The 23,082-nt window shown below is 63.6% G+C and carries 24 protein-coding genes; 17 read left to right on the top strand and 7 right to left on the bottom strand.

Translation table 11 applies throughout. The features are described 5' to 3' along the window. The first annotated feature begins 149 nt into the window (after window positions 1–149). Window positions 150–365 carry a dodecin gene (locus BTN82_RS27715; protein WP_032857113.1) on the top strand — a complete coding sequence of 72 codons (216 nt, stop codon included), beginning with the start codon at window positions 150–152 and terminating at the stop codon, window positions 363–365. 129 nt (window positions 366–494) lie between these two features. Further along, a complete protein-coding gene (locus BTN82_RS27710; protein WP_075122208.1) occupies window positions 495–719 on the top strand; it encodes a DUF1161 domain-containing protein in 225 nt (74 codons plus the stop codon). 140 nt (window positions 720–859) lie between these two features. Here the strand turns inward: BTN82_RS27710 and BTN82_RS27705 are convergent, their stop codons facing one another. Next, window positions 860–1,861 carry an LLM class flavin-dependent oxidoreductase gene (locus BTN82_RS27705; RefSeq protein ID WP_075122207.1) on the bottom strand — a complete coding sequence of 334 codons (1,002 nt, stop codon included), beginning with the start codon at window positions 1,859–1,861 and terminating at the stop codon, window positions 860–862. Window positions 1,862–2,103: 242 nt separating this feature from the next. On the opposite strand from BTN82_RS27705, the gene BTN82_RS27700 reads away from it, so the two are divergent. Together BTN82_RS27700 and BTN82_RS27695 are read left to right on the top strand one after the other, a co-directional pair. Continuing rightward, entirely contained in the window at window positions 2,104–2,535 is a 432-nt protein-coding gene (locus BTN82_RS27700) for an OsmC family protein (RefSeq protein ID WP_075122206.1), read from the top strand. Window positions 2,536–2,767: 232 nt separating this feature from the next. Further along, the gene (locus BTN82_RS27695; RefSeq protein ID WP_075122205.1) at window positions 2,768–3,007 is read left to right on the top strand and encodes a DUF1161 domain-containing protein; all 240 of its coding nucleotides are present in this window, start codon (window positions 2,768–2,770) and stop codon (window positions 3,005–3,007) included. Here BTN82_RS27695 and BTN82_RS27690 read toward each other — a convergent pair whose 3' ends face one another. Both BTN82_RS27690 and BTN82_RS27685 read right to left on the bottom strand, forming a co-directional pair. After that, window positions 3,008–3,427, bottom strand: coding sequence for a hypothetical protein (locus BTN82_RS27690; RefSeq protein ID WP_075122204.1), 420 nt, complete (start codon window positions 3,425–3,427; stop codon window positions 3,008–3,010). 41 nt (window positions 3,428–3,468) lie between these two features. Further along, window positions 3,469–3,882, bottom strand: a complete 414-nt coding sequence (locus BTN82_RS27685; RefSeq protein ID WP_007926170.1) for a hypothetical protein — start codon at window positions 3,880–3,882, stop codon at window positions 3,469–3,471. A 59-nt stretch (window positions 3,883–3,941) separates the two neighbouring features. Between BTN82_RS27685 and BTN82_RS27680 the strand changes: the two genes are divergently transcribed. Beyond that, window positions 3,942–5,021, top strand: coding sequence for an aminopeptidase (locus BTN82_RS27680; RefSeq protein WP_075122203.1), 1,080 nt, complete (start codon window positions 3,942–3,944; stop codon window positions 5,019–5,021). A gap of 82 nt (window positions 5,022–5,103) precedes the next feature. Here the strand turns inward: BTN82_RS27680 and BTN82_RS27675 are convergent, their stop codons facing one another. After that, window positions 5,104–5,754 carry an HAD family hydrolase gene (locus tag BTN82_RS27675; RefSeq protein WP_075122202.1) on the bottom strand — a complete coding sequence of 217 codons (651 nt, stop codon included), beginning with the start codon at window positions 5,752–5,754 and terminating at the stop codon, window positions 5,104–5,106. 27 nt (window positions 5,755–5,781) lie between these two features. Further along, window positions 5,782–6,327, bottom strand: coding sequence for a gamma carbonic anhydrase family protein (locus BTN82_RS27670; protein WP_075122201.1), 546 nt, complete (start codon window positions 6,325–6,327; stop codon window positions 5,782–5,784). Window positions 6,328–6,429: 102 nt separating this feature from the next. Between BTN82_RS27670 and prlC the strand changes: the two genes are divergently transcribed. Both prlC and BTN82_RS27660 read left to right on the top strand, forming a co-directional pair. After that, on the top strand, window positions 6,430–8,481 hold the full coding sequence (gene prlC / locus BTN82_RS27665) for an oligopeptidase A (RefSeq protein ID WP_075122200.1): 2,052 nt from the start codon (window positions 6,430–6,432) through the stop codon (window positions 8,479–8,481). Continuing rightward, a complete protein-coding gene (locus tag BTN82_RS27660; RefSeq protein ID WP_075122199.1) occupies window positions 8,478–8,765 on the top strand; it encodes a YheV family putative zinc ribbon protein in 288 nt (95 codons plus the stop codon). The genes prlC and BTN82_RS27660 overlap by 4 nt, the downstream gene beginning before the upstream one ends. Window positions 8,766–8,808: 43 nt before the next feature. Here BTN82_RS27660 and BTN82_RS27655 read toward each other — a convergent pair whose 3' ends face one another. Further along, window positions 8,809–9,465: a tyrosine-protein phosphatase gene (locus BTN82_RS27655; RefSeq protein WP_075122198.1), complete on the bottom strand. Its 657-nt coding sequence runs from the start codon at window positions 9,463–9,465 to the stop codon at window positions 8,809–8,811. Window positions 9,466–9,770: 305 nt separating this feature from the next. Between BTN82_RS27655 and BTN82_RS27650 the strand changes: the two genes are divergently transcribed. The 6 genes from BTN82_RS27650 to BTN82_RS27625 all read left to right on the top strand — a co-directional run bounded on the left by BTN82_RS27650 (window position 9,771) and on the right by BTN82_RS27625 (window position 17,511). Beyond that, window positions 9,771–10,514, top strand: a complete 744-nt coding sequence (locus BTN82_RS27650) for a gluconate 2-dehydrogenase subunit 3 family protein (protein ID WP_075122197.1) — start codon at window positions 9,771–9,773, stop codon at window positions 10,512–10,514. Between the two features lie 2 nt (window positions 10,515–10,516). Continuing rightward, window positions 10,517–12,301, top strand: coding sequence for a GMC family oxidoreductase (locus tag BTN82_RS27645; protein WP_075122196.1), 1,785 nt, complete (start codon window positions 10,517–10,519; stop codon window positions 12,299–12,301). Window positions 12,302–12,313: 12 nt separating this feature from the next. Beyond that, window positions 12,314–13,636 (top strand): cytochrome c, encoded by a 1,323-nt coding sequence (locus BTN82_RS27640; protein WP_075122195.1) that lies wholly within the window; start codon window positions 12,314–12,316, stop codon window positions 13,634–13,636. Between the two features lie 100 nt (window positions 13,637–13,736). Continuing rightward, window positions 13,737–14,795 (top strand): PA0069 family radical SAM protein, encoded by a 1,059-nt coding sequence (locus BTN82_RS27635; RefSeq protein ID WP_075122194.1) that lies wholly within the window; start codon window positions 13,737–13,739, stop codon window positions 14,793–14,795. A 321-nt stretch (window positions 14,796–15,116) separates the two neighbouring features. Then, the gene (locus BTN82_RS27630) at window positions 15,117–15,851 is read left to right on the top strand and encodes a carbonic anhydrase (RefSeq protein WP_075122193.1); all 735 of its coding nucleotides are present in this window, start codon (window positions 15,117–15,119) and stop codon (window positions 15,849–15,851) included. A gap of 91 nt (window positions 15,852–15,942) precedes the next feature. Further along, window positions 15,943–17,511, top strand: a complete 1,569-nt coding sequence (locus BTN82_RS27625; RefSeq protein WP_075122192.1) for a SulP family inorganic anion transporter — start codon at window positions 15,943–15,945, stop codon at window positions 17,509–17,511. A 130-nt stretch (window positions 17,512–17,641) separates the two neighbouring features. Here the strand turns inward: BTN82_RS27625 and BTN82_RS27620 are convergent, their stop codons facing one another. Beyond that, on the bottom strand, window positions 17,642–18,292 hold the full coding sequence (locus tag BTN82_RS27620) for a hypothetical protein (RefSeq protein ID WP_075122191.1): 651 nt from the start codon (window positions 18,290–18,292) through the stop codon (window positions 17,642–17,644). A 373-nt stretch (window positions 18,293–18,665) separates the two neighbouring features. On the opposite strand from BTN82_RS27620, the gene coxB reads away from it, so the two are divergent. From coxB to BTN82_RS27600, 4 genes are all read left to right on the top strand, one after another. Next, entirely contained in the window at window positions 18,666–19,793 is a 1,128-nt protein-coding gene (gene coxB / locus BTN82_RS27615) for a cytochrome c oxidase subunit II (RefSeq protein WP_075122190.1), read from the top strand. Window positions 19,794–19,875: 82 nt separating this feature from the next. Next, complete coding sequence (gene ctaD / locus BTN82_RS27610; RefSeq protein WP_075122189.1) at window positions 19,876–21,471, top strand: cytochrome c oxidase subunit I; 1,596 nt, start codon at window positions 19,876–19,878, stop codon at window positions 21,469–21,471. A 135-nt stretch (window positions 21,472–21,606) separates the two neighbouring features. Further along, window positions 21,607–22,161 (top strand): cytochrome c oxidase assembly protein, encoded by a 555-nt coding sequence (locus BTN82_RS27605; RefSeq protein ID WP_075122188.1) that lies wholly within the window; start codon window positions 21,607–21,609, stop codon window positions 22,159–22,161. A gap of 27 nt (window positions 22,162–22,188) precedes the next feature. Then, entirely contained in the window at window positions 22,189–23,076 is an 888-nt protein-coding gene (locus BTN82_RS27600) for a cytochrome c oxidase subunit 3 (protein WP_075122187.1), read from the top strand. The last annotated feature ends 6 nt before the right edge of the window (window positions 23,077–23,082 follow it).

Here is a 23,082-nt window from a genome sequence, read left to right as displayed (position 1 = left end):
CTCTCCTGCATTGTGGATGAGGGGTCTGTAGGGTCCGACTGCGCGGCCTGGCGAAAGTGCATTAAATCTGAACTTGCCAGGGCAGGAGCCCACCCAAGTGTTACCTGCAATCGCTGCTAGGCTTTGATCTACCTCATAAGGAGAACGCCATGTCTGATCATCACACCTACAAGAAAGTCGAGCTGGTCGGCTCGTCCCCCACCAGCATCGAAGACGCCATCAACAATGCGTTGGCCGAGGCCAGCAAGAGCATCAAGCACCTGGAATGGTTCGAGGTCACGGAAACCCGCGGGCATATCAAGGATGGCAAGGCCGCGCATTTCCAGGTCACGCTCAAGGTTGGTTTCCGGATTGCCAACAGCTGAACCTGAACCAGGCTGTTGAACTTGTGCGCTGGCGGATTGCCATAGGAAATGGCAAAGCGCTATATCTGCCCAGACCCAAGCGGGCCGGGGTTTGACGCTTTTTTTTGATTCGCCCAGGGAATGTGACCGATGAAAAAACTGGTTATGGCTTTAGCGTTGTTGGGTGTTGCGGGATCAGCCTTTGCTGCCGGCAAACCCTGCGAAGAGTTGAAAAGCGAAATCGCCGCGAAGATCGACGCCAAAGGCGCGTCGGGTTATTCGCTGGAAATCGTCGGCAAAGGCAGCGCGGCTGACGGCAAAGTGGTCGGTACCTGCGAAGGCGGTACCAAGGAGATCGTCTACAAGCGCGGCTGAGCCTTTGTAGAAATGAACAAAGCCGACGCGTGCGTCGGCTTTTTTGTGCCCGGCGATTGTAGCCGCTGCCGTAGGCTGCGATCGCGGCCGAAGGGCGCGCAAGGCTCTGGATCACAGAGGCCTTGCGCCCGATTGCAGACTCAGCCCTTCATGACCTGCGCCAGCAGCTCATAAGAATGCAGGCGGTCGGCATGTTCGTACAGATCGCAGGTGAAGATCAGCTCGTCGGCGCCGGTCTGTTCGATCAGGACTTCGAGCTTGGCGCGGATTTTCGCCGGGCTGCCGATCATGGCCAGGCCGAGGAAACTGCTCACGGCTTCTTTTTCATGGGGCAGCCACAGGCCATCCATGCTCTGCACCGGTTTGCGCTGCACCAGGCTCTGGCCGCGCATCAGCGCGAGGATGCGCTGGTACACCGAAGTCGCCAGGTAATCGGCCTGTTCGTCGGTATCGGCCGCCACTAGCGGCACGCCGAGCATCACGTAGGGTTTGTCGAGCACCGCCGAAGGCTTGAAGTGGTTGCGGTATACGCGAATCGCTTCGTGCATGTAGCGCGGGGCGAAATGCGAGGCGAAGGCGTACGGCAAGCCGCGTTCGCCCGCCAGCTGCGCGCTGAACAGGCTCGAACCCAGCAGCCAGATCGGCACCTGGGTGCCGGTTCCCGGTACGGCGATCACCCGTTGTTCCGGGGTACGCGGGCCGAGGTAGGCCATCAGCTCGGCGACGTCCTCGGGGAAGTCGTCGGCGCTGCCGGAACGTTCGCGGCGCAGGGCGCGCGCGGTCATCTGGTCCGAGCCCGGCGCGCGGCCCAGGCCCAGGTCGATACGCCCCGGGTACAGGCTTTCCAGGGTGCCGAACTGTTCGGCGATCACCAGCGGCGCATGGTTGGGCAGCATCACGCCGCCGGAGCCGACGCGGATGCTCGAGGTGCCGCCGGCCAGGTAGCCCAGCAGCACCGAGGTTGCGGAGCTGGCGATACCGTCCATGTTGTGGTGCTCGGCGACCCAGAAGCGGGTGTAGCCGAACTTTTCTACATGCCGCGCCAGGTCCAGGGAGTTGCGCAGCGACTGCGCCGGGCTGCCGTCCTCGCGTACGGGGACCAGGTCGAGGGTGGAAAACTTTACGTCGGACAGTGGTTTCATGAACCTGCTTCTCCTGTGGGTGTGCAGGCCTTTGTCATGAGCCAAAACCTGCCGAGTGCTGTAAGCCTGTTTCATGCAATGTGGGCATATACCCGAGTTTCAATAGCCAGGGTGAATTTGCTGATCGGATAAACGGCGGATTCAGACAGGATGAACTTCGCCGGCCCTTCTATCCTCTAGAACCCTGAGGCACAGAAAACCCTGAGGGTGCGGCGTGCGCACCCGTTCTCGAGGAGGCAGACATGAGCATCATCAAGAAAGCATCGGCTCACTGGGAAGGCGACCTGAAAACCGGCATCGGGTCGATTTCCACCGAAACCGGGGTGCTGCGCGAAGCGCCTTACGGCTTCAAGGCCCGTTTTGAAGGCGGCCGGGGCACCAACCCCGAAGAACTGATCGGCGCCGCGCACGCCGGGTGTTTCTCCATGGCCTTCTCGATGATTCTCGGCGAGGCCGGGCTCAAGGCCGACAGCATCGACACCAACGCCGAAGTGACCCTGGACCAGGTCGACGGCGGTTTTGCGATCACCGCGGTGCACCTGATTCTCAAGGCGAAGATCCCCGGCGCCAGCCAGCAGCAGTTCGACGAGTTGAGCAAGAAGGCCAAGGAAGGTTGCCCGGTGTCCAAGGTGCTGAACGCCAAGATCAGCCTGGACGCGACGCTGCTCGGCTGAGGGTGGCTTAACCTGTCAGATCGCTTCGCGAGCCAGCTCGCTCCTACAAGGTGAACGTCGTCCGCCTGTAGGAGCAGCCGGTCGACGTTCGATGGCTCGCGATGGCGTGCTTCCTGACACCGGCGTGCCAGAGATGCGCGGGATCAGAACTCGCTTCATGAAAATGTGGTCGAATAGATGACTGCAGGCTCAGCCCATGACCTTGGGCGCTGCATCAAGGGAGCTCCACATCATGAAACGTTTTGTCCTGGCAGTTGTTTGTAGCGTGCTGGCCACCTCGGCCCTGGCGGCTCCGAAGGATTGCGAAGAACTCAAGAAAGAGATTGAAATCAAGATCCAGGCCAACGCCGTGCCCTCCTACACCCTGGAGATTGTCAGCAAGGAAGAAGCCGAAAAGCATGACGTGGCCATGGTGGTCGGTTCCTGCGAAAACGGCACGAAGGCGATTATCTATCAGCGCAACGACAGCTGATCAGATCACGCAGTTGACCATGCGGTCTTCGGCCAGCAACTCGCGCTTGGCGTTGTACAGCCGGGCGCTGGGGGTGAACCCCAGCGAGCGGGCCTCCAGCAGATAGCGCTGGCCCGCTTCGAAATGGTCGTAGCGGATGCTCAGGTAGCACAGGCGCTCCGCCGGATCGTTCAGCAGGCCGGGGCGTCCGCCGAACACCTCGAAATCGAAACGCACCATCAACTCATGACTGCCCGGGGTGACCTGGAAGTAGCGGCCGTCGCTCAGGCGCTGGTTGTCCAGGCGCTCGGCCATCAATATCTTGCCGCCTGGCGTCGGCGTGGAAAAATCCACCCAGGCCTGTTGCGGGTCCACCGCCGGCAGGGGGCTGGTACAGGCAGCGAGGCCAGTCAGGGCAAGCAGCAGCAAGGGTTGGCGCATGGCGTCGGCCGTCCGGGGAGAAGCCGCAAGCATAGCGCCGATCAGGTGCGCTGGCAGCCCGCGGGTTGGCCGGTGCCCACCAGATTGCGCTGCTGGTCGTAGAGCTTGGCCCAGGGCCGGAAGCCGATGTTGCCGGTCTGCAGTTGGTAGCGCTGGCCGGCGTTGAAGTCCTTGTACTTCACGTTCAACTGGCAGTCACGCCACAAGGGCTCGCTGTCCGGGCCGATATTGGTGGGCTCCACGGCGAACTGATAGCGCACCTTCAGCTCATGGTTGCCGGGCTGGACCTCGAAATAGCGGCGGTCCACCCAGGCCTTTTCGTCGACCTCCAGCGCTTGCAAGGCGGTGTCCTGGTGGGTGTCGAGGTCGATCCAGGCTTGCGTCGGATCGGGGGCGGGCAATCCGGCGCAACCGCTCAGGGTCAAGAGTCCGGTGGTCAGCAACAACACGCGCATAGCGAAACTCCAGGCTGGCGAGATAGTCTTGTGGGCAGACTCTCGAAGGATGATTCGATTTGATTAGGCCGCGTTCAAGCCATGGGTTACTTGATCGTCTTTTGCGCTTTTTGTTTCCGGGCCTGCTGCTTTTGTCGCTCAACGGTTGTTCCAGCATCGGCTATTACGGCCAGCTGGCCAGCGGCCAGTGGCAGCTGCTCCAGGCGCGTACCCCGGTCGAGCAAGTGATCGCCGACCCGGCTCGCGACCCGCAACTGCGCGCCCGTCTGGCCCAGTCGCAGAAAGCCCGGCTTTTTGCCAGCCAGCACCTGCACCTGCCGGACAACCAGAGCTACCGCCTCTACGCCGACATCGGCCGGCCCTATGTGGTGTGGAATGTGTTCAGCACCCCGGAGTTTTCCCTGAGCCCCCAGACCCACTGCTTTCCGATTGCCGGCTGCGTGGCCTATCGCGGTTACTACAGCCAGGGCGCGGCCCGGGGCGAGGCGGCCTTGCAGCGGCAGCAGGGCATGGACGTGGCCATCGGCGGGGTCGAGGCCTACTCGACCCTGGGCTGGTTCAACGACCCGATCCTCAGTTCGATGCTGCATTGGGGCGACGAACGCCTGGCGACCCTGATCTTTCACGAACTGGCCCACCAACGCTTCTATGTGCAGGACGACACCGAATTCAACGAGTCCTTCGCCACCTTCGTCGAGCAGGAAGGCACCCGGCAATGGCGCGCGGCCCGCGGCCTGCCGCCGGCCAGCGATGCCCAGGTGAAGCAGCGCGACCAGTTCATCCAGCTGATTCTCGATACCCGCCAGCGCCTGGAACGCCTCTATACGCTGCCGCTGCCCGCCGAGCCGATGCGCCAGCGCAAGGCCGCCGAGTTCGAACAACTGCGCCGGGATTACCAGCAGATGAAGGACAGCCAATGGCACGGTGACTCGCGCTACGACTTCTGGATCAACGCCCCGTTGAACAATGCCCGGCTGCTGCCCTTTGGCCTGTACGACCAGTGGGTACCGGCGTTCGCCGCGCTGTTCAAGCAGGTGGGCGGCGAGTGGCCGGCGTTCTATCAGGCGGTGGAGAAGCTGGGCGGGTTACCGGCGATGGAGCGCAAGGCGGCGCTGAAAGCCTTGATGGGCAGCGCCTGAGAGGGCGCCATCGCGAGCAAGCTCGCTCCTACAGAAGCACACCGATCACTGTAGGAGCGAGCTTGCTCGCGATCCGCTCGGATCAACGCCGCAAAAACGCTTGATGCAATTCATCCAGGGTCCGGAAGTGATACGCCGGCGCCTCGGCGCTCAGTTCTTCGTGGCTGCCGAAGCCGTAACCCACTGCCGCCGCGTCCAGGCCGTTGCGGCGGGCGCCGATCAGGTCGTGCTTGCGGTCGCCGATCATCAGGGTGTCGCGCGGGTCCAGGCCTTCCTCGCTCACCAGGTGGCGGATCAGCTCGACCTTGTCGGTGCGGGTGCCGTCCAGTTCGCTGCCGTAGATCACCTTGAAGTGCCGGGCGAAATCGAAATGCCGGGCGATCTCGCGGGCGAACACCCAGGGCTTGGAGGTCGCGATATACAGCTGGCGGCCCTGCCCGGCGAGGGTTTCCAGCAGGGGCGTGACGCCGTCGAACACGCGGTTTTCATACAGGCCGGTAACCTTGAACCGCTCGCGGTAGAAATTCACCGCCTCCCAGGCCCGGGCTTCGTCGAAGCCGTAGAACTGCATGAACGCCTGCAACAGCGGCGGGCCGATGAAGTGCTCCAGTTTGCTCAGGTCCGGTTCGTCGATGCCCAGCTTGCCGAGGGCGAACTGGATCGAACGGGTGATGCCTTCGCGCGGGTCGGTCAGGGTGCCGTCGAGGTCGAAGAGTACGGTTTGGTAATGCATGGGAATTCCTGGGCAGTGGGGCGGGGCTCAAGCCTGGTCGTAGCCTTCGGCCAGATGCAGGTCCTTGAGCTTCACGTAGTTGGCGGCGCTGTAGGTGAAGAAGGCGCGCTCCTTGTCGGTTAGCGGGCGCGCCTGTTTCACTGGGCTGCCGACGTAGAGGAAGCCGCTTTCCAGGCGCTTGCCCGGCGGCACCAGGCTGCCGGCGCCGACGATCACGTCGTCCTCCACCACCGCGCCGTCCATGACGATGCTGCCCATGCCGATCAGCACCCGGCTGCCGATGCTGCAACCGTGGAGCATGACTTTGTGGGCGATGGTCACGTCGTCGCCGATCAGCAGCGGGAAGCCGTCCGGGTTGAAGGGGCCGGCGTGGGTGATGTGCAGCACGCTGGCGTCCTGCACGCTGGTGCGTGCGCCGATGCGGATGCGGTGCATGTCGCCGCGGATTACCGTCAGCGGCCAGACCGAGCTGTCGGCGCCGATTTCGACGTCGCCGATGACCACCGCCGAGCGGTCGACGAAGGCCCGGGGACCCAGGGCGGGCGTGTGGTGCTGGTAGCTGCGAATGGCCAAGTTGGATACCTGCTCTGATATTTATTAATGGAGTCGATAGCTGCGGTGTGCGTCGATTGTAATTAAGATGGGGCCACGTTTCTTCCTGCCAAGGTGCCCACCGTGAGTGTGAACAACCCTCTTCTGCAGCCCTACGACCTGCCGCCATTTTCGGCGATCCGCGCCGAGCACGTACAGCCGGCCATCGAACAGATCCTGGCTGACAACCGCGCCGCCATCGCTGATATCCTCAAGCACCAGGGCGCGCAACCGACCTGGGCCGGCCTGGTCCTGGCCATGGATGAACTCAACGATCGCCTGGGCGCGGCCTGGAGCCCGGTCAGCCACCTCAATGCCGTGTGCAACAGCGCCGAACTGCGCGAGGCCTACGAGGCCTGCCTGCCGGCCCTGAGCGCCTACTCCACCGAACTGGGGCAGAACCGCGAGCTGTTCCAGGCCTTCGAGGCCCTGGCCAATAGCCCGCAAGCCGGCGGTTTCGACGTGGCGCAGAAAACCATCCTGGAACACTCCCTGCGCGACTTCCGCCTGTCGGGTATCGACCTGCCGCCGGAGCAGCAGAAGCGTTACGCCGAAGTACAGAGCAAGCTTTCCGAACTGGGCAGCCGTTTCTCCAACCAACTGCTCGACGCCACCCAGGCCTGGACCAAGCACGTCACCGACGCCGCGGCGCTGGCCGGCCTGACGGCTTCGGCCAAGGCGCAGATGGCTGCCGCGGCCCAGGCCAAGGGCCTGGAAGGTTGGCTGATCACCCTGGAATTCCCCAGCTACTACGCGGTGATGACCTACGCCGAAGACCGCGCGCTGCGCGAAGAAGTCTACGCCGCCTACTGCACCCGCGCCTCGGACCAGGGCCCGAACGCCGGCCAGAACGACAACGGTCCGGTCATGGAAGAGATCCTCGACCTGCGCCAGGAGCTGGCCCGCCTGCTGGGCTACGCCAACTTCGCCGAACTGAGCCTGGCCACCAAGATGGCCGAGTCCAGTGACCAGGTGCTGAGTTTCCTGCGCGACCTGGCCAAGCGCAGCAAGCCGTTCGCCGTCCAGGACCTGCAACAGCTCAAAGCCTATGCCGCCGAACAGGGCTGCCCGGACCTGCAGAGCTGGGACAGTGGTTTCTACGGCGAGAAGCTGCGCGAGCAGCGCTACAGCGTGGCCCAGGAAACCCTGCGCGCCTACTTCCCGATCGACAAGGTACTCGGCGGCCTGTTCGCCATCGTCCAGCGCCTGTACGGCATCGAGATCGCCGAGCTGAAGGGCTTCGACAGCTGGCACCCTGACGTGCGCCTGTTCGAGATCAAGGAAAACGGCCAGCACGTGGGCCGCTTCTTCTTCGACCTGTATGCCCGCGCCAACAAGCGCGGCGGTGCCTGGATGGACGGCGCCCGCGACCGGCGCCGCACCGCGGGCGGCGTGCTGCAAAGCCCGGTGGCCAACCTGGTGTGCAACTTCACCCCGGCCGACAGCGGCAAGCCTGCCCTGCTGACCCACGACGAAGTCACTACCCTGTTCCACGAATTCGGCCATGGCCTGCACCACCTGCTGACCCGCGTCGAGCATGCCGGCGTTTCCGGCATCAACGGCGTGGCCTGGGACGCGGTGGAGCTGCCGAGCCAGTTCATGGAGAACTGGTGCTGGGAGCCCGAGGGCCTGGCGCTGATCTCCGGCCACTATGAAACCGGCGAGCCGCTGCCCCAGGACCTGCTGGAAAAAATGCTCGCGGCGAAGAACTTCCAGTCCGGCCTGATGATGGTGCGCCAGCTGGAGTTCTCGCTGTTCGACTTCGAGCTGCATGCCACCCACGGCGACGGCCGCGGCGTGCTGCAGGTGCTCGAAGGCGTGCGCGACGAGGTTTCGGTGATGCGTCCGCCGGCCTACAACCGTTTCCCCAACAGCTTCGCGCACATCTTCGCCGGCGGTTACGCGGCGGGTTACTACAGCTACAAGTGGGCTGAAGTGCTGTCGGCCGACGCCTTCTCGAAGTTCGAGGAAGAAGGCGTGCTGAACGCCGCGACCGGTCGCGCCTTCCGCGAGGCGATCCTGGCCCGCGGCGGTTCCCAGGAGCCGATGGTGCTGTTCGTCGATTTCCGCGGCCGCGCGCCGTCGATTGACGCACTCTTGCGCCACAGCGGCCTGACCGAGGACGCAGCGGCATGAGCGAAGGGCCTGTGAAGACGAAAAAACGCTTTATCGCCGGGGCGGTCTGCCCGGCGTGCAGCGAGCAGGACAAGTTGATGATGTGGAGCGAAGACGACGTTCCCCATCGCGAGTGCGTGGCGTGCGGTTACTCCGACACCCTGAACGAGCAGGGCCTGTCGGTGCCCAAGGAGCTGGGCACGCGGGTCAACACCACGGCCCTCAAGGCGCCGGACGCCAAGGTCCAGTCGGTGCAGTTTTTCCCCAACCCCAAGTTGAAGAAAAAAACCGACGAACCCCAGTAATCCGCAGGTATCCGGGGCATCGATCCGATGCCCCGTCCCGCATTCAATTCGCCGGCTTGCTGGCGCTCACCGTCTCGAACCAGCTTTTCACCGAACAGGTGGCGAACACGCTGGTGCTGCAATCGCCATTGGCCAGGGCGGTGCGCAGTTTGTCGATATCGGCCTGCATCATGTAGCGAATGCCGTCCTTGAAGTGGGAACTGTCGCCAAACCCGCCGGCGGTCATTTCATTCAGCGCCTCATCCTTGCTCCAGCCCTGCACCACCACTCGATACATCGCCGACATCAGGCCGGTGCGGTCCGAGCCGTGCTTGCAGTGCATCAACACCGGGCCTTCGCTTTCGGCGGTCTGGATCGCCCGCAAGGCCGCCAGCACGTCGGCGTCGTCCACGTGGTTGGTCCGGTAAGGCAATTGCACCTGCTTGATCCCCGGAGTCTTCAACCAGCTGGCGTCGGACTCCGGCAGGAAGTTGATCACTGTTCCCACCTTGAGCTGCTCCAGCAGGGGCACCGCACCGCTATCCGGCAAGGCGCTGCGGTAGAGCGTCGGCGACATCTGGAACAGGTTGTAGCGGGTTGCCACGGGCTGGGCCCACTGCGCCGGGCGGGTCGAACCGGCGTCGGCGGCCTGCGCCTGGGGCCAGGCAAGCAGTGTCAGCAGGGACAGGCAGAGGGCTGGAAGGACGCGAGAGTTGTGCATGCAGGGGCCGTGACCGGGGATGAGGATGGAAAGCGCGTAGCTTCCGTCCGGCCCGGTCAAAGCCCTGTGAGGGGTATGTCAAAGAAACGTGAAGCACAGGCAATGACGGTTGTTTTCCCGCCAATTGCGACTTTTTTCCTGCGCAAACGATTCATTTGAATACTTAGGCTGCTATCATTTGTAACCAGATTTTGCTGAACTGTGCTTTTTCCGGTGTCGGGGTCGACCCCTGTCGCCGCCAGAACGACAAGCCACGCCATGACGTCGGCTGCCCAACCCGTGAATGCCTAGTGAGGTGCACCCCCATGTCTGATCACGAGCAAGACAACCCGCGGCGTGAGTTTTTGCGCAAATCCCTGACCTTGATCCCGGTGGTCACGGTCGCCAGTACCGGCCTTGGCAGCTCGATGCTGATGGCCGCTCCCGAAGCGGCCAAGCCCGCCGAACCGGCTCGGGCCCCGGCCAGTACCGAGGCATATCAGCCGACCTATTTCACCGCCGAAGAGTGGGCTTTTATCCAGGCGGCGGTCGCGCGCCTGATCCCGGCCGACGAACAAGGCCCGGGCGCCCTGGAAGCCGGGGTGCCGGAATACATCGACCGGCAGATGAACACCCCCTACGCCGCCGGCGCCCTGTGGTACATGCAAGGCCCGTTCAATGCCGATGCCGCGCCGGAGATGGGCTGGCAGAGCAAGCTGGTGCCCAAGGAGATCTATCGCCTGGGCATTGCCGCGACGGACGCTTGGTCGAAAGCCTTCAACGGTAAAACATTTGCCGCGCAAGACAGCGCTACCCGAGACGATTTGCTCAAGCAGCTTGAAGCCGGAAAACCCCAGTTCGACAGCGTTCCGCCGAAGATTTTCTTCAACCTGCTGCTGCAAAACACCAAGGAAGGGTTCTTCTGCGACCCGATCCACGGCGGCAATAAAGGCATGGTCGGCTGGACGATGATCGGCTTCCCCGGCGCGCGCGCCGATTTCATGGACTGGGTGGAACGCAACGAGCAATACCCTTTCCCGGCAGTGTCGATTCGCGGCGAGAGGGCTTGAGCATGGCAACGGTAATGAAGAAGGTCGACGCGGTGATCGTCGGGTTTGGCTGGACCGGCGCGATCATGGCCAAGGAACTGACCGAGGCCGGACTCAACGTGCTGGCGTTGGAGCGCGGGCCGATGCAGGACACCTACCCGGACGGCAACTACCCGCAGGTGATCGACGAACTGACCTACAGCGTGCGTAAAAAGCTGTTCCAGGACATTTCCCGGGAGACGGTGACCATTCGCCACAGCGTCAACGACGTGGCCCTGCCGAACCGCCAGCTCGGCGCGTTCCTGCCGGGCAACGGCGTCGGCGGCGCCGGCCTGCACTGGTCCGGCGTGCACTTTCGCGCCGACCCGATCGAGCTGCGCATGCGCAGCCACTATGAAGAGCGCTACGGCAAAAACTTCATCCCCAAGGACATGACCATCCAGGACTTCGGCGTTACCTACGAAGAGCTGGAGCCGTTCTTCGACTACGCGGAAAAAGTCTTCGGCACCTCGGGCCAGGCCTGGACCGTGAAGGGCCAGCTGGTGGGCGAAGGCAAGGGCGGCAACCCCTATGCGCCGGACCGTTCGGAGCATTTCCCGCTGGAGTCGCAGAAGAACACCTACTCCGCCCAGCTGTTCCAGAAAGCCGCCAGCGAAGTCGGCTACAAGCCCTACAACCTGCCGTCGGCCAACACCTCGGGGCCCTACACCAACCCCTATGGCGCGCAAATGGGCCCGTGCAACTTCTGCGGGTTCTGCAGCGGCTACGTCTGCTACATGTACTCCAAGGCCTCACCGAACGTGAACATCCTGCCGGCCCTCAAGCCGCTGCCGAATTTCGAGTTGCGCCCCAACTCCCACGTGCTCAAGGTCAACCTCGATAGCACCAAGACCCGCGCCACCGGCGTTACTTATGTCGACGGCCAGGGTCGCGAGATCGAGCAGCCGGCGGACCTGGTGATCCTCGGCGCGTTCCAGTTCCATAACGTGCGCCTGATGCTGCTGTCCGGCATTGGCAAGCCGTACGACCCGATCACCGGCGAAGGCGTGGTGGGCAAGAACTTCGCCTACCAGAACATGGCCACCATCAAGGCCTACTTCGACAAGGACGTGCACACCAACAACTTCATCGGCGCCGGAGGCAACGGCGTGGCGGTGGACGACTTCAACGCCGACAACTTCGACCACGGCCCCCACGGCTTCGTCGGCGGCTCGCCATTCTGGGTCAACCAGGCCGGCAGCCGGCCGATCGCCGGTACCTCCAACCCGCCGGGGACCCCGGCCTGGGGCAGCGCCTGGAAGAAGGCCACCGCCGACTACTACACCCACCAGGTGTCGATGGACGCCCACGGCGCCCACCAGTCCTACCGCGGCAACTACCTCGACCTCGACCCGGTGTACCGCGACGCCTACGGCCTGCCGCTGCTGCGCATGACCTTCGACTGGCAGGAAAACGACATCAAGATGAACCGCTTCATGGTCGAGAAGATGGGCAAGATCGCCGAGGCGATGAACCCCAAGGCCATCGCCCTGCTGGGCAAGAAGGTCGGCGAGCACTTCAACACCGCGTCCTACCAGACCACCCACCTCAACGGCGGCGCGATCATGGGCACCGACCCGAAGACCAGTGCCCTGAACCGCTACCTGCAGAGCTGGGACGTGCACAACGTGTTCGTCCCGGGCGCCTCTGCCTTCCCCCAGGGCCTGGGCTACAACCCGACCGGCCTGGTGGCCGCGTTGACCTACTGGTCGGCCCGCGCGATTCGCGAGCAGTACCTGAAGAACCCCGGCCCGCTGGTCCAGGCATAAGGAGCGATGACCATGAAAAACCTCGTTATCGCGACCCTGGCCCTGCTCGGCAGCGCGTCCCTCAGCGCCGCGGAAATTGATCAGCAAGCCTTGATCAAGCAAGGCGAATACCTGGCTCGCGCCGGTGACTGCGTGGCCTGCCACACCGCCAAGGACGGCAAGCCGTTCGCCGGCGGCCTGCCGATGGAAACCCCGATCGGCGCGATCTATTCCACCAACATCACCCCGGACAAGACCGGCATCGGCGACTACAGCTTCGAGGACTTCGACAAGGCCGTGCGCCATGGCGTGGCCAAGAACGGCGGCACGCTGTACCCGGCCATGCCCTACCCGTCCTATGCGCGGGTCAGCGACGCCGACATGCAAGCGCTGTATGCCTACTTCATGAAAGGCGTAGCGCCGGTGGCCCAGGAAAATCGCGACAGCGACATCCCCTGGCCGTTGAGCATGCGCTGGCCGCTGGCGGGCTGGCGCTGGCTGTTCGCGCCGAGCGTGGCGGACCTGCAAGGCAGCACCCCGGCCAAGGCTGAAGACCCGGTGGTCAGCCGCGGCGCCTACCTGGTGGAGGGCCTCGGCCACTGCGGTGCCTGCCACACGCCACGGGCCCTGACCATGCAGGAGAAAGCCCTGAGCGCCGGCGACGGCAGCCAGTTCCTGGCCGGCAGCGCGCCGCTGGAGGGCTGGATCGCCAAGAGCCTGCGCGGCGACCACAAGGACGGCCTCGGCAGCTGGAGCGAAGAGCAGCTGGTGCAGTTCCTCAAGACCGGCCGCAGCGACCGCAGCGCGGTGTTCGGCGGCATGAGCGACGTGGTGGTGCACAGCATGCAGTACATGACCGATGACGACCTGACGGCTATCGCCCGTTACCTCAAGTCGCTGCCGGCGGTGGATACCAACGACCAGCCGCACCAGTACGACAAGGCCGTGGCCGAGGCTTTGTGGAAAGGCGACGACAGCAAGCCGGGGGCGTCGGTGTACATCGACAACTGCGCGGCCTGCCACCGCACCGATGGCCATGGCTACACCCGGGTGTTCCCGGCGTTGGCGGGCAACCCGGTGCTGCAAAGCGCCGATGCCACCTCGTTGATCCATATCGTGCTCAAGGGCGGCACCCTGCCGGCCACCCACAGCGCGCCGTCGACCTTCACCATGCCGGCGTTCGCCTGGCGCCTGTCGGACCAGGAGGTGGCCGATGTGGTCAATTTCATCCGCACCAGCTGGGGCAACCAGGGTTCCGAGGTGAAAGCCGCGGACGTGGCGGGGCTGCGCAAGGGCGACCTGCAAAGTACCTCCAACGACGACCTGGGGCAGGTGACGAAGCACAGCGGCGGCTGATCGACCGCTATCGGCGCCGAAGGCGCGCTCCGCCAGGCGGCGCTTTGCAGAAGCCCAAACCTCCATTACTGTATATAAATACAGTAATGGAGCGCCTCCCATGTTCACCCCTCTCCCCCCACGCGGCCGTGGCACCGCGACCAACCCGCACAACCGTTTCGCACCCCGGCGCTCGGTGGCCTTCGACGACGGCTGGTACCAAGAGGCGCCACTGACCCAGGGCACCGAGGTCATGCTGGAGACGGCGAAATCCATCATCACCCGCAACAGCTCGCCGGACCTGCCCTTCGACCGCTCCATCAACCCCTATCGCGGTTGTGAGCACGGCTGCATCTACTGTTATGCGCGGCCCAGCCACGCCTATTGGGACATGTCGCCGGGGCTGGATTTCGAAACCCGGTTGATCGCCAAGACCAACGCCGCGGCGATGCTCGAGCAGCAGCTGTCCAAACCCGGCTACCGGTGCGCGCCGATCAACCTGGGCTCCAATACCGACCCCTATCAGCCCATCGAACGCGAACACCAGCTGACCCGTCGGACCCTGGAAGTGCTGCTGCGTTACCGGCATCCGGTGACCATCGTCACCAAGGGCTCGCTGATCCTGCGCGATCTCGACCTGCTGGCGGAGCTGGCCGAGCAGCGGCTGGTGGCGGTGATGATCAGCCTGACCACCCTGGACGACGAGCTCAAGCGCATCCTCGAACCCCGGGCGGCGGCGCCCAAGGCGCGGCTGCGGGCGATCCGGGTGATGCGCGAGGCGGGGATTCCGGTGGGCGTGCTGTGTTCGCCGATGATCCCGATGATCAACGACAGCGAGCTGGAAAACCTGCTGGCCGAAGCCCATGCCGCGGGGGCGCAAAGCGCGGCCTACATGATGCTGCGCCTGCCCCTGGAAGTGGCGCCGCTGTTCGAGGAGTGGCTCAACGCCCACTATCCGCAACGCGCGGCCCATGTCCTGAGCCTGATCCGCCAATGCCGCGGCGGCGAGCTGTACGACAGCCGATTCGGCAGCCGGATGCGCGGCGAGGGACCATTCGCGGCGCTGCTGGCGCAACGTTTCACCAAGGCCAGCAAACGCCTGGGGCTCGACCGGCGTGAAGGCTACAACCTCGACTGCACGGCCTTTTGTCCGCCGGGTGGGCAGATGTCGTTGCTGTAGGAAGTATTGGCCTATGGTTGAGTGGTGCCGATGCGTCGGGCTGTATAGGCTGGTCGCCTTTTGGCATCGCCAATAGTGGCGTTTTAGAGCGCTCGGTTCAGTTTGAGTTAAGTTTGCAAGGCTACCGTGTTCATCGAGCGACCTGTGGGTCGCTGTCAGCGGGCTGGTTGTTTTTTAATCAAGCGCTGGCGTCGTGCCGGATAAAACTGGAAAATTCACCGAAAGGTCTGAGCGAAAAGTCGGTATGGCCTGCATAGCGCCGAAGGCGCCCAACGCGCAGCCACTTTTCGACAGCGCCTAATCCGTCAAAGAGGATGAATCATGAGTGACAAGGATAAACAGCCGTTGGCTGCGTCGGTTTCAGCGACCACAGAGGTCGCGGAAAGCGCCGATGCAGCGCTGCAGATCATCGTCGACGGCTTTTTGCATTTTCATCACGAGGTCTTCCCGCAACAGGAAGAACTGTTCAAGAAACTCGCCACCGCCCAGCGGCCACGGGCGATGTTCATTGCCTGCGCGGATTCGCGCATCGTCCCCGAACTGATTACCCAGAGCTCCCCCGGCGACCTGTTCGTGACCCGCAACGTCGGTAACGTCGTACCGCCCTACGGACAGATGAACGGCGGCGTGTCCACGGCCATCGAATACGCGGTCATGGCCCTGGGGGTGCATCACATCATCGTCTGCGGCCACTCCGACTGTGGCGCCATGCGGGCGGTGCTCAACCCGCAGAGCCTGGAAAAGATGCCGACGGTCAAGGCCTGGCTGCGTCACGCCGAAGTAGCCAAGACCATGGTCGACGAGAACTGCGACTGCGCCGACGAGAACGCCAGCATGCATGTGCTGACCGAAGAGAACGTCATCGCCCAGTTGCAGCATCTGCGCACCCACCCTTCGGTGGCCTCGCGCATGGCCAACGGGCAGTTGTTCATCCATGGCTGGGTCTATGACATCGAAACCAGTTCGATCAAGGCCTACGACGCGGACCAAGGGTGTTTCCTGCCGCTGGACGGCAGCCATCCGATCCCGGTGGCGACGCCTAAAGCGCGTTTCTAAACCCTCTTAAATCCCTGTGTGGTTCTGCCATGGCTGCCGTCAGCGCGGCCAGGCTTTGCCACGCCCTGAAGAAAGCTTCGGGAGAATCGTCATGCGTGCTGCACAACTGAAAGCTGTTTTGCCGCGGGAGCTATTGGCGTCCGTGGTGGTGTTCCTGGTGGCCCTGCCCTTGTGCATGGGAATCGCCATCGCGTCCGGCCTGCCGCCGGCCAAGGGCCTGATCACCGGGATCATCGGTGGCCTGGTGGTGGGCTGGCTGGCCGGCTCGCCCTTGCAGGTCAGCGGCCCGGCCGCGGGCCTGGCGGTGCTGGTGTTCGAGCTGGTACGCCAGCACGGCATCGCCATGCTCGGGCCGATCCTGTTGCTGGCGGGGTTGCTCCAGCTGGTGGCCGGGCGCTTGCGCCTGGGTTGCTGGTTCCGGGTCACGGCACCGGCTGTGGTCTACGGCATGCTCGCCGGGATCGGGGTGTTGATCGTGCTCTCCCAGGTGCATGTGATGCTCGACGCCCAGCCCCAGGCATCCGGCCTGGATAACCTCGCGGCTTTCCCGGCGGCGGTGGTGCAGGCCCTGCCGAGCCTGGGCGGCGGTCTGGGTTGGCAGGCCGGGTTGCTCGGCCTGTCGACCATGGCGGTGATGTTCCTCTGGGACAAACTGCGTCCGCATTCACTGCGCTTCATCCCTGGCGCGCTGCTAGGGGTGGGCCTGGCGACCTTTGCCAGCCTGGCCCTGGCGCTGCAGGTCAAGCGGGTCGAGGTGCCGGACAACCTCGCCGAGGCCATTGACTGGCTGCGTCCGGCCGACTTGCTCAACCTGGCGGACCCGACGCTGCTGATCGCGGCCTTTGCCGTGGCCTTTATTGCCAGCGCCGAAACCCTGCTGTCTGCGGCGGCGGTGGACCGCATGCACAGCGGCGTGCGCTCGGATTTCGACCGCGAGCTGTCGGCGCAAGGTATCGGCAATATGCTCTGCGGCTTGCTCGGCGCCTTGCCGATGACCGGGGTGATCGTGCGCAGCTCGGCCAACGTCCAGGCGGGCGCGACCACCCGGTTGTCGGCGATTTTCCACGGCCTGTGGCTGCTGGCGTTCGTGCTGTTGCTGTCCAGCGTGTTGCAGAGCATTCCGGTGGCCAGCCTGGCGGGCGTGCTGGTGTACACCGGTTTCAAGCTGGTGGACCTCAAGTCGTTCCGCAAGCTGGGCCGTTACGGGCCGATGCCGATGCTGACCTATGGCGTGACCGCGTTGGCGATAGTCTTCACTGACCTGTTGACCGGGGTGTTGATCGGTTTTGGCCTGACCCTGGTGAAGTTGGCGTGGGGCGCTTCGCGGCTGAAAGTCAGCCTGACCGACCTGCCGGCCGCAGGCGAAATGGAACTGCGCCTGGTGGGTGCCGCAACCTTCCTCAAGGTGCCGGCCCTGACCCAGGCGCTCGGCGGCATTCCGCCGGGCACCACGGTACACGTGCCGCTCAACCACTTGGGCTACATCGACCATGCCTGCCTGGAGTTGCTCGAGGAATGGGGGCGGGCCAACGCCGCCAAGGGGTCGAAGCTGGTGATCGAGTCGCGCGGCTTGAAGCGCCGGTTGGAAGGGCGCTTGCACACCAACGTGGGCGTCAGCCCGGCCTCGAAGATGGATGTGAAAGGCTGGAGTCGGGCGTAGAGGTCACCCTGTAGCCGCTGCCGCAGGCTGCGCAAGGCCCGCAGGGCCTCCAGCGATCTTGAGATATTGCGCGTCCTTCGGCCGCGATCGCAGCCTGCGGCAGCGGCTACAGGGCCGCTGCCCGTCGGCTTCAGGCCGCCGGTTGGTCGAGCTCCAGCTCCACGCCGAGCTGGCGCGACAGGCACGGCCAGCGCTTCCACGCGGCGTCGGTGTCGGGGCTGTTGAGCTTTTCGCGGTAGGCCTCGACCGACTCCAGGGCGAAGCTTTCTTCGTCGAGCAGGGTGTCGACGGCGTGGTGCACCGCTTCGTCCAGCTGGTTGGCGAAGGTTTCGCCGATCAACTGGTGGGCGATCAGGTTGGCGACCGTGGTATCCAGCGGGATCAGCGGCTGGCCGAAGTGCGTGATGTACAGGTCGTTGACCTCTTCCACCAGGCGATGGGCCAGGTAGGCCTCGTCCAGCAGGCCGTCCAGGCCTTCGTGGCCGGCCATGATGGCGGGCGGCTGGAGGAAGAACTGTTCGGCGATCTTCAGCACCGGCTTGATCTGCGACTCGATGCCGGCCTCGCGCGCCACCTGGTTGGCGGCGTCCAGCATGTCCGGGACCTGCTCGATATAAGCGGCGACAAAACGGGTCATCACCCCCTGGGCGTCCACTTCGGGGAGCTGGATGGCGGGGTGCAGGTGCGGCAATTGGGTTTCCAGCTGGCGGCGCAGATGGCCGGTGCCGGACTCATGTTGGTGGGCTCGTTGGATCTGCTCGCGCAATGCGGCGGTGTTCATGAATACTCCAGGAAACAAGGGCAATTAAATAGGGAAGACATAAGTTAGCCTGCTCACGAAAACGCTTAAGACGCATTTTTCATAATCACGTCACAGTTAGACGCCGAAGTTATATCGCTTGGCCACCATTGCTCCCCAATCCCTTTCCAGACGCGGCCTATAAGGCAGCGACAAACTGTTTCAGCAGATTTACGACCCCGCGTTGCGAGGTCGAAGTCGCTGTCTATACTCGGGTCTGTATGAAGTTAGCTGATGACGCCCAACTGCATGTGCAGCGAGGGCTCGGCGGTTTAAGTTCGTAGTCTAGGCAGCCGCTCCCTTGGCCGCAGGCGTTAAGCCTACGGGATAACAAGAACGATAAGGGGAACCCGCAATGATGCGACATCCACAAGTCTGGATGGGCCTCCTGTTGTGGTCGGTATTCAGCCAGGCGCAGGCTGCCTGGACCGTGAATATGGCGCCTGGAGCGACTGAAATCAGTCACGCGGTATTCGACCTGCACATGACCATCTTCTGGATCTGTGTAGTGATCGGCGTCATCGTCTTCGGCGCCATGTTCTGGTCGATGATCGTGCACCGCCGCTCCACCGGCCAGATCGCCGCCAGATTCCACGAAAGCACGACGGTAGAGATCCTCTGGACAGTGGTGCCGCTGCTGATCCTGGTGGCCATGGCCGTGCCCGCCACTGCGACCCTGATCAAGATGTACGATGCCAGCGAGCCGGACGTGGACATCCAGGTCACCGGCTACCAGTGGAAATGGCATTACAAATACCTGGGCCAGGACGTCGAGTTCTTCAGCAACCTGGCCACTCCCGCCGAGCAGATTCATAACAAGAGCGCCAAGGGCGAGCATTACCTGCTGGAAGTCGATCAGCCATTAGTGCTGCCGATCGGCGCCAAGGTGCGCTTTCTGGTGACCTCCGCCGACGTTATCCATTCCTGGTGGGTGCCAGCCTTCGCGGTCAAGCGCGATGCGATCCCCGGTTTCGTCAACGAAGCCTGGACCCGGGTCGACAAGCCCGGCCTGTATCGCGGCCAGTGCGCCGAGCTGTGCGGCAAGGACCACGGTTTCATGCCGATCGTGGTCGACGTGAAGACCCAGGCCGACTACGACACCTGGCTGGGCGAACGCAAGGCCGAGGCGCTCAAGCTCAAGGAACTGACCAGCAAGGAATGGACCCTCGAAGAGCTGGTGGCCCGTGGCGACAAGGTCTACCACACCACCTGCGTGGCCTGTCACCAGGCCGAAGGCCAGGGCCTGCCGCCGATGTTCCCGGCGCTCAAGGGCTCGAAGATCGCCACCGGTCCCAAGGAAGGTCACCTGAATCTGGTGTTCCACGGCAAGCCCGGCACCGCCATGGCGGCCTTCGGCAAGCAGCTGTCGGAAGTCGACCTGGCCGCGGTGATCACCTACGAACGCAACGCCTGGGGCAACAACAAAGGCGACATGGTGACGCCCAAGGATGTCCTGGCTCTGAAACAGGCGGAAAGCAAATGACCCGGTCTATTGCGTGTTCCCGCAACCGCTCGGGGCGTATCGCCCTCGATCGTCCAGCCCACCCGTTCACAGGAGACAGGTCATGAGCGCTGTGATCGACGACCACGGCCACGCCGGCCATGACGACCATGCCCATGGCCCGGCCAAGGGCCTGATGCGCTGGGTGCTGACCACCAACCACAAGGACATCGGCACCCTCTACCTGTGGTTCGCCTTCTGCATGTTCCTGCTCGGCGGCTCGTTCGCCATGGTGATCCGCGCCGAGCTGTTCCAGCCCGGGCTGCAGATCGTCGAGCCGGCGTTCTTCAACCAGATGACCACCATGCACGGCCTGGTGATGGTTTTCGGTGCGGTGATGCCGGCCTTCGTCGGGTTGGCCAACTGGATGGTGCCGCTGATGATCGGCGCGCCGGACATGGCCCTGCCGCGGATGAACAACTTCAGTTTCTGGCTGCTGCCGGCGGCGTTCCTGATGCTGGTCTCGACCCTGTTCATGCCCGGCGGCGGGCCCAACTTCGGCTGGACTTTCTACGCCCCGCTGTCGACCACCTACGCCCCGGAAAGCGTGACCTTCTTTATCTTCGCCATCCACCTGATGGGCATCAGCTCGATCATGGGCGCGATCAACGTGATCGCCACCATCCTCAACCTGCGCGCCCCCGGCATGACCCTGATGAAAATGCCGCTGTTCGTCTGGACCTGGCTGATCACCGCCTTCCTGCTGATCGCGGTGATGCCGGTGCTGGCCGGCTGCGTGACCATGATGCTGATGGACATCCATTTCGGCACCAGCTTCTTCAATGCCGCGGGCGGCGGCGACCCGGTCCTGTTCCAGCATGTGTTCTGGTTCTTCGGCCACCCCGAGGTGTACATCATGATCCTGCCGGCCTTCGGCGCCGTCAGCTCGATCATCCCGGCCTTCTCGCGCAAACCGCTGTTCGGCTACACCTCGATGGTCTACGCCACGGCGAGCATCGCCTTCCTGTCGTTCATCGTCTGGGCGCACCACATGTTCGTGGTCGGCATTCCGCTGGTGGGCGAGCTGTTCTTCATGTACGCGACGATGCTTATCGCGGTGCCGACCGGAGTGAAAGTCTTCAACTGGGTCAGCACCATGTGGCAGGGCTCGCTGACCTTCGAGACGCCGATGCTGTTCGCCGTGGCCTTCGTGATCCTGTTCACCATCGGCGGTTTCTCTGGGCTGATGCTGGCGATCGCGCCAGCGGACTTCCAGTACCAGGACACCTATTTCGTGGTCGCGCACTTCCACTATGTGCTGGTGCCGGGCGCGATCTTCGGCATCTTCGCCTCGGCCTATTACTGGCTGCCGAAGTGGACCGGGCACATGTACGACGAAACCCTGGGCAAGCTGCATTTCTGGCTGTCCTTCATCGGCATGAACATGGCGTTCTTCCCGATGCACTTCGTCGGCCTGGCGGGCATGCCGCGGCGGATTCCGGACTACAACCTGCAGTTCGCCGATTTCAACATGGTGTCGTCCATCGGCGCGTTCACCTTCGGTGCGACGCAGATCTTCTTCCTGTTCATCGTCATCAAGTGCATCCGCGGCGGCCCGCCTGCTCCGGCCAAGCCATGGGACGGCGCCGAAGGCCTGGAGTGGAGCGTGCCGTCGCCGGCGCCATACCACACCTTCACCACGCCGCCGGAAGTCAAATGAACAGCCTGACCCTTCTCCGCGGCTGTAGGCGCGAGCTTGCTCGCGATAGCCGCGCAGCGGCGATCCGTCAGCCAGCGCGGATTTTCGTCGGCGATTTTTTCGCGAGCAAGCTCGCTCCTACAGGGAGATGGAGTCATGGCTGAGGTCTCGTTGAAGAAACTGGTCACCCGGCTGCTGCTGGTGGTGGTGGCGATGTTCGTCTTCGGCTTTGCCCTGGTGCCGATCTACGACGTGATGTGCAAGGCGCTGGGCATCAACGGCAAGACCGGCGGGCAGTATTCCGGCGAGCAGCAGGTCGACGCCTCGCGCCAGGTGCGCGTGCAGTTCCTGTCGACCAACGCGATCGACATGGTCTGGGATTTCTACCCCAAGTCCGACGACATCGTGGTTCATCCAGGCGCGGTGAACGAGATGATCTTCATCGCCCGCAACCCCAGCGACCATCCGATGAGCGCCCAGGCGATCCCGAGCATTTCGCCGAGCAGCGCCGCGGTGTATTTCCACAAGACCGAATGTTTCTGCTTCACCCAGCAAGTGCTGCAGCCCGGTCAGCAGATCGAGATGCCGGTACGTTTCATCGTTGACCGCGACATGCCCAAGGATGTGAAGCACCTGACGCTGGCTTACACGCTGTTCGATATCACCGCGCGTCATCCACCGGTGGCCGTGAGCACCAATACCGGCGGTTAAGACAGTGCCCGATAAGGAGAACAATAAATGGCAACTCATGAGCATTATTACGTTCCCGCCCAGAGCAAGTGGCCGATCATCGCCACGCTGGGCATGTTCGTTACCGTGTTCGGCCTGGCCACCTGGTTCAACGATCTCAAGGCCGCGCGTCCGGAATCCCATGGCCCGCTGATTTTCTTCGTCGGCGGCCTGCTGCTGGCGTACATGCTGTTCGGCTGGTTCGGCGCGGTGATCAAGGAAAGCCGCGCCGGGTTGTACAGCGCCCAGTTGGATCGCTCGTTCCGCTGGGGCATGAGCTGGTTCATCTTTTCCGAAGTGATGTTCTTCATCGCCTTCTTCGGCGCGCTGTTCTACGTGCGCCACATCTCCGGCCCGGCGCTGGGCGGAGAAGGCAGCAAGGGCATCGCGCACATGCTCTGGCCGAACTTCGAGTTCGTCTGGCCGTTGCTCAACAACCCCGACTCCAAGCTGTTTCCGCCGCCCAAGGAAGTCATCAGCCCCTGGGGCCTGCCGCTGCTCAACACCGTGCTGCTGGTGAGTTCCAGCGTCACTGTGACCATCGCCCACCACGCCCTGAAGAAAGGCCATCGCGGCGCGCTGAAAATCTGGCTGGCGCTGACCGTGCTGCTGGGCTGCGCCTTTCTCGGTTTCCAGGCCGAGGAATACCTGCACGCCTACCACGAGCTGGGGCTGACCCTGGGCTCGGGCATCTACGGCGCCACCTTCTTCATGCTCACCGGCTTCCACGGCGCCCACGTGACCATCGGCACGCTGATCCTGTTCGTGATGCTGATGCGGATCATGAAGGGGCACTTCGATGCCGAGCACCAGTTCGGTTTCGAGGCGGCCAGCTGGTACTGGCACTTCGTCGATGTGGTGTGGATCGGTTTGTTCGTCTTCGTCTACGTGCTCTGAGCGCGG

This window comes from Pseudomonas chlororaphis (assembly GCF_001921865.1).
GTDB lineage: Bacteria > Pseudomonadota > Gammaproteobacteria > Pseudomonadales > Pseudomonadaceae > Aquipseudomonas > Aquipseudomonas chlororaphis_D.
This window is presented reverse-complemented; position numbering and strand designations above follow the sequence as displayed.

What these genes read in the sequence shown, in the direction of transcription:
- BTN82_RS27715 (WP_032857113.1), top strand. Translation starts at nt 150, where the DNA reads ATGTCTGATCATCACACCTACAAGAAAGTCGAGCTGGTCGGCTCGTCC.
- BTN82_RS27660 (WP_075122199.1), top strand. Translation starts at nt 8,478, where the DNA reads ATGAGCGAAGGGCCTGTGAAGACGAAAAAACGCTTTATCGCCGGGGCG.
- BTN82_RS27700 (WP_075122206.1), top strand. Translation starts at nt 2,104, where the DNA reads ATGAGCATCATCAAGAAAGCATCGGCTCACTGGGAAGGCGACCTGAAA.
- ctaD (WP_075122189.1), top strand. Translation starts at nt 19,876, where the DNA reads ATGAGCGCTGTGATCGACGACCACGGCCACGCCGGCCATGACGACCAT.
- BTN82_RS27625 (WP_075122192.1), top strand. Translation starts at nt 15,943, where the DNA reads ATGCGTGCTGCACAACTGAAAGCTGTTTTGCCGCGGGAGCTATTGGCG.
- BTN82_RS27710 (WP_075122208.1), top strand. Translation starts at nt 495, where the DNA reads ATGAAAAAACTGGTTATGGCTTTAGCGTTGTTGGGTGTTGCGGGATCA.
- BTN82_RS27635 (WP_075122194.1), top strand. Translation starts at nt 13,737, where the DNA reads ATGTTCACCCCTCTCCCCCCACGCGGCCGTGGCACCGCGACCAACCCG.
- BTN82_RS27620 (WP_075122191.1), bottom strand. Translation starts at nt 18,292, where the DNA reads ATGAACACCGCCGCATTGCGCGAGCAGATCCAACGAGCCCACCAACAT.
- BTN82_RS27695 (WP_075122205.1), top strand. Translation starts at nt 2,768, where the DNA reads ATGAAACGTTTTGTCCTGGCAGTTGTTTGTAGCGTGCTGGCCACCTCG.
- BTN82_RS27605 (WP_075122188.1), top strand. Translation starts at nt 21,607, where the DNA reads ATGGCTGAGGTCTCGTTGAAGAAACTGGTCACCCGGCTGCTGCTGGTG.
- BTN82_RS27645 (WP_075122196.1), top strand. Translation starts at nt 10,517, where the DNA reads ATGGCAACGGTAATGAAGAAGGTCGACGCGGTGATCGTCGGGTTTGGC.
- BTN82_RS27690 (WP_075122204.1), bottom strand. Translation starts at nt 3,427, where the DNA reads ATGCGCCAACCCTTGCTGCTGCTTGCCCTGACTGGCCTCGCTGCCTGT.
- BTN82_RS27655 (WP_075122198.1), bottom strand. Translation starts at nt 9,465, where the DNA reads ATGCACAACTCTCGCGTCCTTCCAGCCCTCTGCCTGTCCCTGCTGACA.
- coxB (WP_075122190.1), top strand. Translation starts at nt 18,666, where the DNA reads ATGATGCGACATCCACAAGTCTGGATGGGCCTCCTGTTGTGGTCGGTA.
- BTN82_RS27685 (WP_007926170.1), bottom strand. Translation starts at nt 3,882, where the DNA reads ATGCGCGTGTTGTTGCTGACCACCGGACTCTTGACCCTGAGCGGTTGC.
- BTN82_RS27675 (WP_075122202.1), bottom strand. Translation starts at nt 5,754, where the DNA reads ATGCATTACCAAACCGTACTCTTCGACCTCGACGGCACCCTGACCGAC.
- BTN82_RS27705 (WP_075122207.1), bottom strand. Translation starts at nt 1,861, where the DNA reads ATGAAACCACTGTCCGACGTAAAGTTTTCCACCCTCGACCTGGTCCCC.
- BTN82_RS27630 (WP_075122193.1), top strand. Translation starts at nt 15,117, where the DNA reads ATGAGTGACAAGGATAAACAGCCGTTGGCTGCGTCGGTTTCAGCGACC.
- BTN82_RS27640 (WP_075122195.1), top strand. Translation starts at nt 12,314, where the DNA reads ATGAAAAACCTCGTTATCGCGACCCTGGCCCTGCTCGGCAGCGCGTCC.
- BTN82_RS27650 (WP_075122197.1), top strand. Translation starts at nt 9,771, where the DNA reads ATGTCTGATCACGAGCAAGACAACCCGCGGCGTGAGTTTTTGCGCAAA.
- BTN82_RS27600 (WP_075122187.1), top strand. Translation starts at nt 22,189, where the DNA reads ATGGCAACTCATGAGCATTATTACGTTCCCGCCCAGAGCAAGTGGCCG.